Here is a 16,187-nt window from a genome sequence, read left to right on the forward strand (position 1 = left end):
CTTTGGTCCCAACTGGGGATGTGTCATTTTTAAGCCAATGAGGTGTATTTGATGAGAAAAAAACAACCGATTGGAAAGCTAATTTCCCACCTGTACCGTCGTAATCAAAAAATATTGTCCAAAAAACTGACTCCTTACGGAATCGGCAGTGGAGGACAACACAGCTTTTTAAAGCTCATTTTGCAGCGGCCGGGCATTACACAAGAGCAGTTGACGAATGAACTTAAGTTTGACAAGGCAACCACGGCGCGCTCTGTGAAACAATTGGAGGAATCAGGCTATATTGAACGGAAAACAGACCCAAATGACCGCCGTTCCCATCTTTTGTCTCCTACAGCCAAGGCGCTAGAATTTTCCCCTGTCCTACAAGGAATATTGGATGAGTCCAATGTCAGCCTTGTCCACAATCTATCCGAAGAGGAAGAGGACCTTCTGATCGACCTGCTGCAAAAAATTAGTATAGACCCTGACGAATAAACAAATCAGGAACTAGCCAGAGGATCGTGGCAGGTAAAAGAAAAAGCAGCCCTCACAGAGGATACTCTGTGAGGGCTGCTTGATGCCACGTCATTCAGTCCAAGCCAATTCCTTTGAACGCATTCATGACTAATTGTCGTACATAGGAGTCGTCTAATGGATAACCGGTTACCAACAATCGATAAAAAACGGGCCCATAAATGAGATCGATACATAATTCAATATCGAGATCTTCCTTCAATTCTCCGCGCTCCATTCCGCGCTCAATAAGAAGCCTGGCCTCAAGTCGCCGAGGGTGGAAATATCGGGTCCGGTATGCCTCTGACAATCCTGAATCAAGTTGCCCTTCGCCTATTAACTCCGTAATGATTTTACCCTCTCGACTTATTAAGAACCGCACTAAATTTGTGGCATGAATGAGAATATCATCTAATACAGAGCCCGTGTCGGGCACGGGCAATCTTGCTATGGTGGCTGACAGGAAACCATCCATCACTACGGCAGCTTTGTTAGGCCACCATTTATAAATGGTGGCTTTGCTAACTTTCGCTCGTTCAGCAATTTTTTCTACCGTAACCGCCCCAAAGCCTTGCTCCAACAGTAAATCATAGGAAGCGTTAAGGATAGATTTATGCGTCTCGACATTACGTGGACGTCCTCTTTTGCTCTGCACTGGAATGCTCACCTTCTTAATAGATATAAGTAACCACAAAAAATAAACTATACGTTCAGTATATCAAATACCATATAAAAATAAAAAGTTGATTTTGCCTATTTACAAAACGAAACGTTCAGTATATTATTTAACTATCGAATTAATGAACTATACGTTTAGTATTTAAATTAATGAGGAGGATTATCATGCAAAGAGAACAACAAGCCTTAGAAAGTAACCGTATCTCAAATTGGATGATGTTTTTGTTAGCAGCCGCATGCGGCCTTATTGTTGCCAACCTGTACTATGCTCAAACCCTTGTAGGACCTATTCATATTGCTATGGGTCTTTCTTCTACAGCCGCGGGCTTCATTGTCACCTTGACTCAAATCGGCTATGTGGTGGGATTGCTATTTATCGTACCGCTCAGCGACATTATCGAAAATCGACGGCTCATGGTCGTATCGCTAATCATTACAGTCTGTGCATTGGTTGTTGCCGCTTTTGCTACCAATGCCCCGTTGTTCCTGACCGCATCCTTGTTCATTGGAATTGGATCTGTGGTAGCCCAAATACTGGTGCCGTACGCCACCTATTTAGCATCCGAAGAGCAACGCGGCCGCGTTGTTGGGAATGTCATGAGCGGACTCTTGCTAGGCATTATGTTCGCACGGCCAGTAGCAAGCTTTATCACCAGCATCTGGGGGTGGCAAGCCGTATTTATTTTGTCAGCCATTGTCTTGACGCTGTTGACGATTCTGCTCTCGCGAGCTCTTCCAGAACGCAAGCCTGTGCCTACGGTATCTTACAGTAAATTGATTTTCTCGTTAGGTACTCTTCTAAAACAAACGCCTGCATTGCGTCGCCGTGCCCTCTATCAAGCCTGCCTATTTGGTGCATTCAGCCTATTTTGGACTGTTGTTCCTCTACGTTTGGCGGATGATTTCGGAATGTCCCAACAAGGGATTGCATTGTTTGCTTTAGTAGGCGTAGGTGGTGCGGTAGCTGCTCCGATTGCCGGGAGATTGGCGGATAAAGGCTGGAGTAAAGTATTAACCGGGTTAGCTATGATCATTGCAGCCTTGTCTTTTTTACTCATCTATCTTTTTCAAAGTCATTCGACGGTTGCACTCGTACTTCTCTTTATTTCAGCGATTACACTGGATATGGCTGTATCGGGAAATCTTGTACTTGGACAGCGTGTGATTTACTCCTTGGGAAGTGAAGCGAGAGGGCGTTTGAATGGATTATTCATGTCTATTTTTTTCATAGGCGGAGCGATTGGATCATCATTAGGTGGTTGGTCGTATGCGTTAGGAGGTTGGAATTTCAGTGCTCTGATTGGAGTCGTCCTGCCTGTGCTGGCTTTGCTGTACTTTTTCACTGAGAAAGAAACGAGTGGAGATGTGCGAAAGAAACAAACCACCTGATAGAGGTCAGCTTTAAGTTATGCCGTACGCAAAAACATAATGATTAAAATGGCTGTTCCCAAGAGAAAGCAAAGGGGCGAATAGAGCACACTGTCCCATTTTGCAAAAACGGTTCCTTTCTTTCTCTTGCAGAACCCTACCCATTTGAAATCTCCTATAGAACGTAAAATAAATACGCACGACAACAAGCCTGCACCGTAGGAATGAAAGGACCTGAAAAACAGGAATTGTGTAACTCCACCTAGTTCTAGGACGAACCAAGCGGCTAAAGCTAGTAAAATGGCAACGGTCGATGTCCCTATTTTGGAGGGTTTAAAGAGTAAATCCGTTCCCGTGCTTGGGATCGCTGCCTTAGCGCCTTTTTGTCCGCCGAATACCCAATATAAATGCATGCCGCTCAGTACCCATAGAATTCCGCCAACTGCCCATGTAAGTAATTCCAACATCCCACATCCTCCTTAATTGGGTTCATTCGAAATCCACTCTGTCCAAATCATGTGAATATGCTGTTGAATGGCTTCGTCACTTAATGTCTCTTGCTTGTGACGCTCATACCAGCCTAAGTAGTAATGGTACAACATCCATGATCTCTGAAAGGCTTTCTCTGCCTGCATTCCCTTCTGTATTAAAAGCTCTTTCATAAACTCCATTCTCATCTGTTCAACTTCATCGAGCAAGGAACGGTAACTATCATCCTTCAATGACAGTTTTCGCAGATAAAACAGAAAATCTCCTCGTTTCGTCTTCCCGAACATCTGGGTTAACAACTCTTTGATCCGCTCATCTGCAGCAGCATGGATGATGGACGCTGCAATCACCTGTTGTGTCGTCTGTTCCTTCCATGTCTCCACAATCTGTCTAATGTAGCTGCTGCGATTGTTAAAATACCAATAAAAACTGCTCTTACTGCACCCCAAAGAAACGGCCATTTTTTCAACTACGAGTTGATCAATTCCACCCTGTTCAAAACGTTCGATTCCTTTCCGAATCCATTGTTCTTCTGTGACAATAATTCTAGGCATCTCTCCTTCTCCCTTTCTGTACGGTGTCGTCTAGATAAGTGTATATTATAGTGTTTTCAGAGCTGTGTAAATATGGATACATAAACGCCCACTTGAAATACCTGCGAATTTGATCTATAATGCTGTAGCATATAGTGATATTCAAGGCATTGACCAAAGACATGATTTCCTTGAAGGGCCGTTCAGAGAGAAAAGACGAGGCTGAGAGCTTTTCCGGCAACCGCATGTGAAGTTACCCCTTTGTAGCCGTGACGTTGAACATGTAGCTGTGCAATCTGGCAGTGACATCAGTAAGCGCCTACCGCTTTATCCCCGTTAACGGATACCAATGGAGGGTCACGCATGTGTGCATGAGCATGTTCCGATGAACATGAATGTACGCACAGGAGCGGGCCGAACTAGGGTGGAACCACGAGCTGAACGCACTCGTCCCTTGAGGGAGAGAGGCGTTTTTTTGCGTTCAATTTTTGATATAGCACACAATTTGAATGGAGGCTTTAATCGTGAGTATTCAAGTGAAATTGCCGGATGGAGCCGTACGCGAGTACGAGCAGGGCGTAACGATCGCCGATGTGGCGGGTTCGATCAGCTCCGGGCTGAAAAAGAACGCCGTAGCAGGTAAAGTGAATGGGAAGGCTGTAGACCTGAACACCGTTTTGGACCAGAACGTTGACCTTGAAATCATTACGCTGGACGGTGCAGACGGTCTGGAAATTTATCGCCACAGTACAGCGCATTTGCTCGCTCAAGCGCTCAAACGCATTTACGGTGAGAAAAACGTGAAACTGGGTATCGGTCCGGTCATCGACAGCGGCTTCTACTATGACATTGATATTGAAAACCCATTGTCCGTTGACGACTTGGCCAAGATTGAGAAGGAAATGACGAAGATCGCACAGGAAAATCTGCCGATTACACGTCGTGTGGTCAGCCGTGAGGAAGCCACTCGTATTTTTGGAGAGTTGGAAGACCCACTGAAGCTGGAACTGATTCGTGATTTGCCGGAAGAAGCGGAAATTACAATTTATGACCAAGGCGAATTTTTTGACCTGTGTCGTGGCCCACATTTGCCATCTACTGGCCGCATCAAAGCTTTTAAACTGTTGAGTGTAGCGGGTGCATACTGGAGAGGCGATTCCAACAACAAGATGCTGCAACGTATCTACGGAACAGCATTCCCGAAAAAAGCACAACTGGATGAGCACCTGCATTTGCTGGAGGAAGCAAAAAAACGTGACCATCGCAAGTTGGGTAAAGAGTTGGAACTGTTCATGTTCTCCGAAGAAGCACCGGGTATGCCGTTCTACCTGCCTAAAGGTATGGTTGTCCGCACTGCATTGGAAGATTACTCCCGTGACATTCAACGTCTGCATGGCTATGAGGAAGTACGTACACCGCTGATGATGAACAACCGGCTGTGGGAACAATCGGGACACTATGAGCATTACAAGGAAAACATGTACTTCTCCGAAGTGGATGAAACTACATTTGCTCTGAAACCGATGAACTGCCCAGGGCATATGCTTGTGTTTAAAAATGAGCTTCATTCTTATCGCGATCTGCCAATTCGTATAGCCGAATTTGGACAAGTGCATCGCCATGAGCTGTCCGGTGCGTTGAACGGTATGATGCGTGTTCGTACATTCTGTCAGGATGATGCGCATATTTTTGTCACACCAGGTCAGATTGAACAAGAGATTTCAGACGTAATTAAGCTGATTAACGAAATGTATAGTGTGTTTGGCTTTGACTTCACAGTGGAATTGTCCACACGTCCAGATGACTTTATGGGCGAGCCAGCACTGTGGGATCAAGCGGAACAAGCTCTGCAAAACGTGCTGGATCACCTGGGCATAAACTACCGTATTAATGCGGGAGATGGAGCATTTTACGGTCCAAAAATTGACTTCCACATTCTCGATGCGCTCAAACGCAGCTGGCAGTGCGGAACGATCCAATTGGACTTCCAAATGCCTGAAAAATTCGACCTCACTTATGTGGGCGAGGACAACCAAAAGCACCGTCCAGTCGTTATTCACCGTGCCATCTACGGTTCAATTGACCGCTTCATGGGCATCCTGACTGAGCATTTTACAGGTGCATTCCCATTATGGTTGGCTCCTGTTCATGCGAAGCTGTTGCCAGTATCCGAGAACTATATCGAGACTGCTAATGAGATACAGGATGCGTTGCTGAAAGCGGGTCTGCGCGTCGAAGTGGATACTCGCAATGAGAAGCTTGGTTATAAAATCCGCGAGGCGCAACTAGAGAAGGTTCCATATATGTTCGTTATCGGGGAAAATGAAAAAACAACCGGTACTGTAGCGGTTCGTAAACGCGGCGAAGGCGATCTGGGATCACTCAGCATTGCGGACATCGTTGAGAAAATCAGCACAGAAATCCGTGAGAAACAGTAATATTTGATCGAAAAAATGTGTAAAAGAGCCATCAAAACCATGATGAACGTGGTTTTGATGGCTCTTTTTTTGTACATTACAGAATTCAGCGTAAGACTGAACCAACGTTTTTGCAGCCTCGACGGAATTCTTAAGTTATCTTACACACAAAAACTTAGCAGGTTTGTGGCCGTGAAGTGGCGTGATCTGCGGGGAGGGAGAGTGTCTTCATGGACGACTCTTCGGATGGTTTCTCCGGGGTTTCTTCCGCATCCTGTTCCTCGCTAAGCGATAAAATTTCGCCGCGCAACTTCAGCATTTTCTGATCCAGCTCGTAGGTTGCACGTGCGGCTTCGGTCAATCCATTAACGACATGTTCAGGCACTTTCTTATCGAACTTATAATACAAAATATGCTCCATACTGGCCCAGAAATCCATAGCCAATGTACGCAATTGAATTTCAACCTTGATCCAACGTGTGCCCTCAAACAGGATCAGTGGAATTTCCACAATGACATGCAGGCTCTGATAGCCGTTGGGCTTAGGATGGGCTATATAGTCCTTGACCTCCAGAATACGAATGTCTTCCCGAGTGTGTAGATGATCCATCAGACGATAAATATCTTTCACAAAGGCGCATACCACACGCATCCCCGCGATATCATGAATTTCACGCAATATATTGTCCAAGGTCACTTCATGCCCTTTGCGCCGAACCTTTTCCACGATGCTGTGGGGCTCTTTGATTCGGGTTTTAATATGTTCAATCGGGCTAAAACCGTCTAACAGCTTCCATTCCGTCTGGATCAGCTTAATTTTATTCTTTAATTCTTCCAGAGCCAGCTGATAAAGGACGGGAATCTTTCTCCACTCCTCTAGTTGCTTGGCGTCAACACTGTTTTGATCCAGCTGTAGCTGAAATTCCTGCAAGGGTAATGGGACAGCATTCAGGTGCTTCCAATCCGGTTCATTCACAGAGCATTCTCCTAAATGAGGCTTATGATGTCCTCGATCTTTTTCGTAAAAATGCATTATCGTATACATTGTACACTATGTCAAAACCTACAGGCAAAGGAGAGACGGACAAAGAAAAAAAGAAATACGACAAGAATTATAGTGGTAAAACCGAGTAATCCGATGTATAATTACAAAAATGCTGATTTGGAGCATTTAATTCTTTGAAAAAAATCACAAATGTAGAGTATCCATCATTAGATTAAAAATATAAATTACAGAAAAGAGGAAAAGAAAAATGGCAAAAGTAGAAAGTTTTCAATTAGATCACACGATTGTAAAGGCTCCTTATGTAAGAGCAGCGGGAGTAGAGCATGACGAAAAAGGAAGCACAGTACAAAAGTATGACTTGAGATTTTTGCAACCCAATGAAGATGCACTTCCGACAGCAGCTGTACATACGCTGGAGCACTTATTAGCCACGTATCTGAGAGATGAAATCAAAGGAATTATTGATATCTCTCCTATGGGATGCAGAACGGGGTTCTACTTGATTTTATGGAATGAACATGAGCCTGAGGAAATTGCACTCGCTTTGGAAAAAACCTTGAAAAGAATTCTGGAAACGACAGAGGTCCCGGCTGTTACTGCTTTGGAATGTGGGAACTACAAGGACCACTCCCTTTTCTCTGCGCAGGAATATGTGAAAATTGTATTGGAAGCAGGCATTAGCCGCGATCCTTTCGAAAGAGTATTGTAAAATCTATGATTTCGATTGACCTATCTCATCAGACAGCGGTAGTGACAGGCGGTAAGTCAGGCATAGGCAAGGGAATTGTAGAGCTTTTCATTCAAAGCGGAGCTAAAGTGATTTCTGCTGATATCTCTTATGAAGAGCCGTATAGAGTGGTCAATCCACAGTTGGTTGAAACTCAATTGGACATATCCAAACCGGATGATATCGAAAGATGGTGCGATTTACTAATCAGCGAAGCGGGAGTTCCTGATATATTGGTGAACTGCGCGGGTACTTCTACGATGGATTATGTCATTGATAGTGAGTTGGCTGATTGGGAGAAAGTATTTTCGATCAATTCAACCGGATTATATGTAACGTCCAAACGTTTTGCCAAAGAAATGGTGGCTGCTCGTAAAGCAGGACGAATTATTCAAATGGCTTCGCAGGCTGGAAAAAATGGATATCGGGCGATGGGCGGATATTGTGCTTCCAAACATGCGGTTCTCGGCTTGACCAAGGTGATGGCCATTGAGCTTGCCCGGCAAAATATTTTGGTAAATGCGGTCTGCCCTGGCATTGTAGAAACGCCGATGAAGCATCGTGAACGGATTGAAGGAGGCGTCATTCGCGGAATGACCGCTCAAGAAATATACGAAGAAGATTGTTCACAGGTCCCTTTGGGGAGAACGGCCGAGGTGGAGGATGTTGCCAATGTAGTGCTGTTTCTGGCAAGTCCGCTCTCTGCATACATGACAGGACAAGCGATTAATGTTACAGGTGGAATGACGATGCACTAGCATACTAGCATGATCTGGGGGAAAACAACATGAGAAAATCGTTCGTTTTACTATTAGGGATTAGTTTATTATTAATTGCCGCAGGATGTGGTACTAAAAGTTCGGACAGCAATGGCTCCGGCGCCGCTTCCGGTTCGGAAACGCAAAAAGTAGTCATCGGATCCATGGGCTCTGACGCCCAGATATGGAAGCATATTGCCCAGTCCCAGGCCGCCAAGGATGCCAAGCTGGACATTGAAGTGAAAGAAATTAACGGTGGAATCGAAACGAACAATGCAACCAAAGAAGGCGAAGTAGACGTGAATGCATTCCAATCATGGGCGTACCTGGTTAGCTATAACAAAGAGAGCAAAGCCGATTTGAAGGCGATAGCCACAACCTATCTGGAGCCGATGGGGATTTATTCGCAAAAATTCAAAAGCATCGATGAAGTGACTGACGGGGCTCTGGTAGCTTTGGCAGATAACCCGGCGAATACGGCAAGAGGTTTGAAGTTATTGGAAGCCTCCGGTTTGATCAAGCTTAAGGCTGACTTTAATGATGCCTTGGGTACAGTCAATGATATTACTAGCAATCCTAAAAACCTGAAATTTGAACTCATTGATGACAAAACAGGCCCACGAGTGATTCAAGATGTAGGCTTGGTGCTGATTGGGAATACGATTGCTTTAGAAGGGGGCCTGAATGTACTGAAAGATTCCTTGTTCCATGAGGAAATCAGTCAGGCAACCAAAAATAATATTAACGTTCTGGTGACTTCATCTGATAAGGCAAATAACAAAGGGCTGCAAAAGTTAGCGGATCTCTATCATAACGAGGATACTCAAAAATTCATTAAAGATGAATTTGGCGGTACCAAAGTAGAAGTTAAAGAGCCGGTTTCTTATTTGGAAGGACAAACTACAACAAAATAAACTTATGAGGTCAGCCAGTTTTTCGGGTTGACCTCTTTTGTTAGTAGTCGGCTTGAGTTTGAGCATGGGTTTCGATTCGATAGTGTTTGGGGGAGAATCCCTTTATCTTTTTAAAAATTTTCGAGAAGAGTAAAGGATCGTTATAGCCGACTGAACGGGAAATATCACCGATCGAAAGTTCAGCGTTTCCCATCATTTCACATGCTTTGTTGATCCTATAGCGAACCAAATAATCCTGAATGCTTGTGTTCACTTGTTGTTTGAATAACGAACATAAATAGCTCCGATTGAGTCCGATAAAATTTGCAATGTGCTCAATGGTAATCTTCTGAGCATAATTCATTTCGATAAAATCCTTCACTTTTTCCACGTAAATTTCCGCCCGGCTTTCCTTTTGTTCAGGAGGTGTTACCGGACCGAACTCTATAAGCTCCGATAACATTAGGCATAGCAGACCGGTCAGTCTGGTTTCCCGAGCTTTATGGCATCCACTTGATTCGTTCATGAGCTGCAAATACTGATAAATCAAATGGTCTCCTTCAAAGTTGAGGATTGGACGCGTCATCGTTAGGCCTGCTTGCTTGAGGAGTGTTTCTGCCAGTACCCCGTTAAAACCAAACCAGCAATAAGACCAAGGATTCACCACATCGGCTTGATAATAAGTGATGACTTGGGGGCAGATTAGAAACCACTGTCCTTTCCGCAAGCGATAACTGAACCCGCCAACCTCGAAGGTACCCTCTCCGTCCAAAACATAATGGAGCAAATAGTGATCTCTTATCGCAGGTCCAAAAAAGTGACTGGGTATGCATTTCTCTATACCAAACTGAGTTAGATACAATTCAGAGTGCTGTTTACTACGTGGCAAATACTCTATCACGGTAAAATCTCCTTATGTAAATTATCAAGCATTATAACATAAATAGTGAGCACCATGCCATGTACTTCATATCTAAAATTAATATATGATTTCTGTAGAACCTGCTGCTATATTGTTGGATCTTATCAAGCTTTACACCATATGAGCTTAGTTGATGCCTGCTACATAAAGATTCTTCTAAGTGCCTTTTTGGTGTGGATCTCCGATGATTATTATCTAAGAGAGGGGTTATTTTCCCAATGGGTATCATTGTTCAAGAGCAAACGGGGCTGTTTCATCTACAGTCGTCGGGCATGAGTTATATTATTCAGGTTGTGGATGGATTTCCTGTGCATGTATACTGGGGAGATAGGCTGAAGCATCGCGAATCAACGGCCGATCTATTGCCTCACACTTCTGCGACGGCTGGATTGGATCGGCTTCCGCAAGAGTATCCGCAGTATGGGAGTGGAGACTTCCGTAACCCGGCGTATCAAGTAGAACTTGAGGATGGAACCCGTATCACGGAGTTAAAGTACGATGGTTACCGGATCATGAAGGGAAAGCCATCATTAACCGGGCTTCCGGCCGTATATACCGAGAATGAAGACGAAGCGGATACGTTGGAACTGGAGTTAAAAGATGACTTTTCAGGTCTTAAAGTGGTTCTTCTTTACACCGTCTTCGCGGATCGAAACGTAATCGCTCGTTCGGCTCGTTTGAGTAATGCGGGGGAAAAGAATCTTAGGCTCCTTCGTGCACTAAGTGCCAGTGTCGATTTTTCGGGTAAAAGCGATTTGGAATTCATGTATCTTTCGGGAGCATGGGCTCGGGAAGGGAATATTACCCGCAAACCGATTCTTCAAGGTGAAACCCGAATTGATAGTAAAAGGGGCATGAGCAGCCATCAACTCAACCCTTTTACTGCATTGGTCACTCGGGAGACAACGGAAAGCTATGGCGAGGCATTCGGCTTTAGCCTTGTGTATAGCGGGGGCTTTGAGGCGGGAGCAGAAATGGATTCATTTGGCTCCACACGGTTTAACATCGGCGTGAACTCCTTTGACTTTTCGTGGTTACTGAGCCCAGGGGAGAGTTTCCAAACGCCAGAAGCCGTTATGGTTTACTCCGGTCAAGGCCTGGGAGATATGTCGCGGACGTATCATCGCTTGTATCGGACTCGACTTTGCCGAGGGAAATATCGGGACGAAGAAAGACCTATTCTGGTCAACAACTGGGAAGCTACCTATTTTGACTTCAATGCAGATAAGTTGGTATCGATCGCGAAAGAGGGGGCTGAGCTAGGCATCGAACTATTTGTCTTAGATGACGGTTGGTTCGGAAAACGAGATTCCGACAATTCGTCTCTTGGCGATTGGTACGAGGATCGTCGGAAGCTGCCAGACGGACTTGCGGATGTTGCGAAACGTATCAATCAGCTGGGTCTTGAGTTCGGGCTCTGGTTTGAGCCAGAGATGATCTCTCCAGACAGTGAGTTGTACCGGGAGCATCCGGACTGGTGCCTTCACGTTCCGGGACGGAGGCGCAGCGAAGCCAGATGGCAACTAGTGCTGGACTATACTCGCAAGGAAGTGCGCGATTTCATCTACGATTCGCTGGCTGCCATTTTCTCCAGCGTGCCGGTTTCTTACGTGAAATGGGATATGAACCGCTGCCTGACGGAAATCGGTTCCGCTGCTCTGCCGCCGGAACGCCAATCCGAAACTGCCCATCGCTATGTTCTTGGATTGTATGAGCTATTGGAGCGCGTCACCACTGAATTTCCGCATATTCTTTTCGAGAGCTGTTCAAGTGGCGGAGGACGCTTTGATCCAGGCATGCTTTACTACATGCCTCAAGTCTGGACTAGTGATAATACCGATGCGGCGGAACGCCTGAAGATTCAATATGGAACTAGCCTTGTCTATCCTGTAAGCGCAACCGGGGCGCATGTCTCGGCAGTTCCGAACCATCAAGTTGGACGCATAACGCCCCTTGATTTTCGAGGTGATGTAGCCATGTCCGGGAATTTTGGATATGAGCTTGATCTCACGAAATTCACCGATGAGGAAAAAGAGACGGTCAAACGCCAAATCGCAGTCTACAAGCAGATTCGTGGTTTAGTACAGAAGGGTGACTTGTATCGCCTAAAGAGTCCGTTTGAAAATAACGAGTCGGCTTGGATGTTTGTTTCTGAAGACCAAGAGGATGCCATCGTCTACTATTTCCAAGTGATGGCTGTCCCGAACGCGCCTTGGCGAGCCCTCCGCCTTGACGGACTTAATCCAGAACTCGAATATGAAGTTCAGTCAGGAAATAGCGGGCAAAAGTCTATCCATGGGGGGGATAGGCTTATGAAGTTGGGGCTTCCTCTTGTCTACAGACAGAAAGACTATGAAAGTGGATGGTTCAGGCTCCGGGCAATAAAGTCCGGCAAGGTCTAAAGGATCAGTACAACAGTAAACTGCCAAAAGAGAAAAAACAATCGATTAGGTTATGCCCCTTTTTATATGAAAAGGGGCATTTTGCGCGTAGCAGCCGCACTGATCTGAGAGGGGGGAAGCCTTGTTTTTTATACGAATGATGAATGACATGAAACTGAGGAAGAAAATGACGCTTACATTCATTTCGGTAGCCGTTCTTCCCTTGCTGTTATGCGGTCTGTTTCTGACCGGGAGGCTTCGAGAGATTGTCATTAAGAACGCCTTTATGCAAGCATCCAACAATGTTGAAAGGGTCCGAAATCGTACAGGAGAACTGATTAAAGTTCCGCTGGACATCTCGTACCGGCTAACCAATGACAGCCGGATGAAGATGGTGGCCAGCCAAAAGTATAACAGCTACCTCGAAGTCATTCAGGCATACCGGGGGTATACGGATATTCGTGACTACCTCCAGTTATACAAAGAGATATCCGGCATCCGTGTCTATGTCGCTAATCCAGGAGCGCTTAACAATTGGGAATTTATCCAGCCTGACGATACGATCACAACCGCAGATTGGTACAAGGAGGCTATAGATCAGAAAGGTTTGGCCGGATGGGATTTAATCAAGGATGAGAGGGACGGTTCCGATTATCTCAGTCTAATTCGTTCATTCTCAGTGGATTCACTAGGGCGAAAAGGAGTTCTGGTCATGAATGTAAACAAGCGCCAATTAAATTCAATCCTAGAGCAGGAATCGTTCCCTACCTTGATCGTAGATAACCGAAATCAGATCGTCGCGTCTAATGAAGTAAAGTTGTTCGGGAAGAATCTTTCCGAAATTCATGCTGACGAAAATATACTTTTTAATCAGGAAGGAAGTTACAACACGTTCATCAACGGAAAAGCGTCAAAAGTGGTTATTGCAAATCTAATTCCACAGAACAGCTGGAACGGACTTCGCGTCATTTCCATCTTTTCCGTTTCAGAGATCACCCGCGATGCCAATCAAGTGATATGGCTTGGCGGAATCGTGATCACGGCCAGCCTGATGTTTGCAGTCTTACTTATCTATGCTTCTGCTTCGCTATTATCCAGAAGGCTTCTCCGCTTGAGCAAACATATGACCAAAGTTGGCGCGGGCTCATGGGAAACATTTCTCCATATCGACGGAAAAGATGAAGTCGGTATACTATCAAGGCAATTTAACGCGCTCGTCAGCAGCGTGAACAATTTGGTGCAGGAGGTCCAAGAAACGAATCGTCAGAAAAATCTCGTAGAGCAAAGACAAAACGAGATCAAATTTAAAATGCTGGCCAGCCAGATTAACCCGCACTTTCTCTTCAATTCGTTGGAGTCCATCAGAATGGAGGCCCACATTCGCAAACAGGACGATATTGCTGAGGCAGTATGGCAGCTGAGCACGATGCTTCGCAGCAGTCTGGAGGCTGGTAATGATAAGATTCCGCTACGCAAAGAACTTGAGCGGGTTAGCTGTTATCTTGATCTTCAAAAGTTTCGATATGAAGACCGTTTGAATTATCGTTTAACGGTTGATCCGAATTTGGAGGAGATGTTGGTCCCGCCGTTGATTATTCAACCTTTGGTGGAGAATTCTATTGTGCATGGCCTGGATAACCGAGCAGAAGGAGCTGTCATTGAAGTGAAAGTAAAGGAAATCCTGGAGGGGGTCCGAGTTATGGTACGTGATAACGGGGCCGGTTTCACGGCCGATCGTCTCGCTCTTATACGGGAAGAGCTTGCTGCATCCCTACATGAACAGGAGGTCCAGCGGATTGGATTGCGAAACGTAAACGATCGTCTCGTCTTACTGTATGGGGCTTCTAGTGCCTTAAAAATCGAGAGCGAGCCTGGGAAAGGCACTTGTATTCAGTTTTTCATTCCTGGAGGGAATCCAAATGATTAAGGTAGTGATCGTTGATGATGAACCGAAGCTTCGTCAAGGCCTTCAAACGCTGATTCCATGGGAAAGTCTCGGATTTATCGTTATTGCTGCGGCAGCTAATGGAAAAGAAGCATTGAAAGTCATTGAGGAAAAGACTCCCGATGTCGTAATTGTCGATATCCGCATGCCGGTTATGGATGGTTTACAGTTGATTGAGCACTTGACATCTGACGGTCATCATTTGCATTTTATGATTCTCAGTGGATATGCCGACTTCGAGTATGCCAAACAAGCGATCAAATACGGGGTTGTCGGCTATCTCCTTAAACCGGTGGACGTCGCTGAAATGTCGGCCAACTTAAAGCGGATACGCGAGCGGATTGAAGAGGAGCGACTTCAAGGAGAGTGGCGTGAGAGGGAGATTATGAGTCGTGATTTTTGCCTGCATAGCCTGCTCATCCCGCAAGAGAAAACTGAGGATCCTGCCAAATTGAGAAGTAAGGCAAAAGAAGCGGATTTGTTGTGGACCAGCTATGAAGTCGTAGTCGTCTACCCGCGTGTTTCTGAAGTGGATCGTGCCGATGTGGTAAATCGGCTTTCGATTGAGTTAAAACCAAAGATAGAAGGGCAGATGATGGGGCTTGTAACTGTGATTCCCCCGTATACGGTTCTTCTGCTCAACGAGCTGCTGCGCGGGAGAAAACGACGTGAAAGTCTGTATAACGAGATTCGTAACGCCGTGGGTAATGGACGGTTCGTTGCTGCAACCGGAGGGGGAGTGTCTGTTCCCCAAGATATTTGCAAATCTTTTTTTAAGGCCCAGAAAGCAGTAAAACAAGCTTTTTTCAGCGAGAAGAACCGACTGATAGATCCGTATCCTCTCTTTTCGTCCTCGCTGGATTCTCCCCGATTGTCCGTCAATAAAGCCGAAGAAATGATGGAGGATTTCATCTTCCGCCTGTATTACAGTCTGGAGGTAGGAAACCAGGCTATAGTACTATCGTTGTTGAAAGAGGCGGCAGCATTTTTTCTCAAACAGGGGCAAGATGAGAAATCTGTTAAAGAATCCTTCTTCTTTCTGTCCAATGCAGTCATTCACAAGCTGACCGCGGGTTTCTGCATTGAGTTGAAAGAGACGGAAGCAGTTTCCCGCTTTTTGAATGGGATATACCAGCATGATAACCTAGATGATCTTTTGGAAGAGACCCACCGTTTCCTACTAGCATTGGGAAAAGACTCCGAACACCGTGGAAAGGAGCAGGAATTCAAGAAAATGATCGACTTCATTCATAGGCATTATGCGGACAATCTGAGGCTGGAAACGCTAGCCGGACTACTAAACTACAGTACCGCCTATTTAGGCCAGCTTTTCAAGAACAAGACTGGGGAGTACTTCAACACCTATCTGGACCGAGTCCGCATCCAAAAGGCCAAGGAGCTGCTGGATCAGGGAATGAAAGTATACGAAGTCGCTGAAAGCGTGGGCTATACAAGCGTCAACTACTTTTACAGCAAATTCAAAAGGTACGAAGGCCGTTCACCGTCGGAATATAGAAATCCATAATTTGTGTATGATTTTTTCCGAAATCCGTTGTATGGGCGCGGACTCCTCTC

At 45.4% G+C, this 16,187-nt stretch carries 14 protein-coding genes; 9 read left to right on the forward strand and 5 right to left on the reverse strand.

Going from position 1 to position 16,187, the window contains the following annotated elements:
* Positions 1-51: 51 nt before the first annotated feature.
* Positions 52-477 (forward strand): MarR family winged helix-turn-helix transcriptional regulator, encoded by a 426-nt coding sequence (locus MKY75_RS02615; RefSeq protein WP_029515975.1) that lies wholly within the window; start codon positions 52-54, stop codon positions 475-477.
* 94 nt (positions 478-571) lie between these two features.
* Here MKY75_RS02615 and MKY75_RS02620 read toward each other — a convergent pair whose 3' ends face one another.
* Entirely contained in the window at positions 572-1,150 is a 579-nt protein-coding gene (locus tag MKY75_RS02620; protein ID WP_029515974.1) for a TetR/AcrR family transcriptional regulator, read from the reverse strand.
* Between the two features lie 188 nt (positions 1,151-1,338).
* Between MKY75_RS02620 and MKY75_RS02625 the strand changes: the two genes are divergently transcribed.
* Positions 1,339-2,562, forward strand: a complete 1,224-nt coding sequence (locus MKY75_RS02625) for an MFS transporter (protein ID WP_029515973.1) — start codon at positions 1,339-1,341, stop codon at positions 2,560-2,562.
* A gap of 17 nt (positions 2,563-2,579) precedes the next feature.
* Here the strand turns inward: MKY75_RS02625 and MKY75_RS02630 are convergent, their stop codons facing one another.
* The gene (locus tag MKY75_RS02630) at positions 2,580-3,008 is read right to left on the reverse strand and encodes a DUF3995 domain-containing protein (protein ID WP_029515972.1); all 429 of its coding nucleotides are present in this window, start codon (positions 3,006-3,008) and stop codon (positions 2,580-2,582) included.
* Between the two features lie 12 nt (positions 3,009-3,020).
* Entirely contained in the window at positions 3,021-3,584 is a 564-nt protein-coding gene (locus MKY75_RS02635; RefSeq protein WP_165148092.1) for a TetR/AcrR family transcriptional regulator, read from the reverse strand.
* A gap of 503 nt (positions 3,585-4,087) precedes the next feature.
* Between MKY75_RS02635 and thrS the strand changes: the two genes are divergently transcribed.
* Positions 4,088-6,001: a threonine--tRNA ligase gene (gene thrS / locus MKY75_RS02640; RefSeq protein WP_029515969.1), complete on the forward strand. Its 1,914-nt coding sequence runs from the start codon at positions 4,088-4,090 to the stop codon at positions 5,999-6,001.
* A 154-nt stretch (positions 6,002-6,155) separates the two neighbouring features.
* On the opposite strand, the gene MKY75_RS02645 is transcribed toward thrS, so the two are convergent.
* Entirely contained in the window at positions 6,156-6,956 is an 801-nt protein-coding gene (locus tag MKY75_RS02645) for a GTP pyrophosphokinase (protein ID WP_029515968.1), read from the reverse strand.
* Between the two features lie 277 nt (positions 6,957-7,233).
* On the opposite strand from MKY75_RS02645, the gene MKY75_RS02650 reads away from it, so the two are divergent.
* The 3 genes from MKY75_RS02650 to MKY75_RS02660 are packed head-to-tail and all read left to right on the forward strand — an operon-like array spanning position 7,234 to position 9,385.
* Entirely contained in the window at positions 7,234-7,695 is a 462-nt protein-coding gene (locus MKY75_RS02650) for an S-ribosylhomocysteine lyase (RefSeq protein WP_029515967.1), read from the forward strand.
* Positions 7,696-7,700: 5 nt separating this feature from the next.
* Positions 7,701-8,471 carry an SDR family NAD(P)-dependent oxidoreductase gene (locus tag MKY75_RS02655; RefSeq protein ID WP_029515966.1) on the forward strand — a complete coding sequence of 257 codons (771 nt, stop codon included), beginning with the start codon at positions 7,701-7,703 and terminating at the stop codon, positions 8,469-8,471.
* A gap of 29 nt (positions 8,472-8,500) precedes the next feature.
* The gene (locus MKY75_RS02660; protein WP_029515965.1) at positions 8,501-9,385 is read left to right on the forward strand and encodes a MetQ/NlpA family ABC transporter substrate-binding protein; all 885 of its coding nucleotides are present in this window, start codon (positions 8,501-8,503) and stop codon (positions 9,383-9,385) included.
* A 40-nt stretch (positions 9,386-9,425) separates the two neighbouring features.
* Here MKY75_RS02660 and MKY75_RS02665 read toward each other — a convergent pair whose 3' ends face one another.
* Positions 9,426-10,265: an AraC family transcriptional regulator gene (locus tag MKY75_RS02665; RefSeq protein WP_165148101.1), complete on the reverse strand. Its 840-nt coding sequence runs from the start codon at positions 10,263-10,265 to the stop codon at positions 9,426-9,428.
* 239 nt (positions 10,266-10,504) lie between these two features.
* Between MKY75_RS02665 and MKY75_RS02670 the strand changes: the two genes are divergently transcribed.
* The 3 genes from MKY75_RS02670 to MKY75_RS02680 all read left to right on the forward strand — a co-directional run bounded on the left by MKY75_RS02670 (position 10,505) and on the right by MKY75_RS02680 (position 16,137).
* Positions 10,505-12,688: an alpha-galactosidase gene (locus MKY75_RS02670; RefSeq protein WP_340884219.1), complete on the forward strand. Its 2,184-nt coding sequence runs from the start codon at positions 10,505-10,507 to the stop codon at positions 12,686-12,688.
* A gap of 121 nt (positions 12,689-12,809) precedes the next feature.
* The gene (locus MKY75_RS02675; protein ID WP_340884222.1) at positions 12,810-14,594 is read left to right on the forward strand and encodes a sensor histidine kinase; all 1,785 of its coding nucleotides are present in this window, start codon (positions 12,810-12,812) and stop codon (positions 14,592-14,594) included.
* Entirely contained in the window at positions 14,587-16,137 is a 1,551-nt protein-coding gene (locus MKY75_RS02680; RefSeq protein ID WP_340884224.1) for a response regulator transcription factor, read from the forward strand. The genes MKY75_RS02675 and MKY75_RS02680 overlap by 8 nt, the downstream gene beginning before the upstream one ends.
* The last annotated feature ends 50 nt before the right edge of the window (positions 16,138-16,187 follow it).

Origin of the sequence: Paenibacillus sp. FSL L8-0663 (assembly GCF_038008125.1) — a bacterium.
Taxonomy (GTDB): Bacteria; Bacillota; Bacilli; order Paenibacillales; family Paenibacillaceae; genus Paenibacillus; species Paenibacillus polymyxa_D.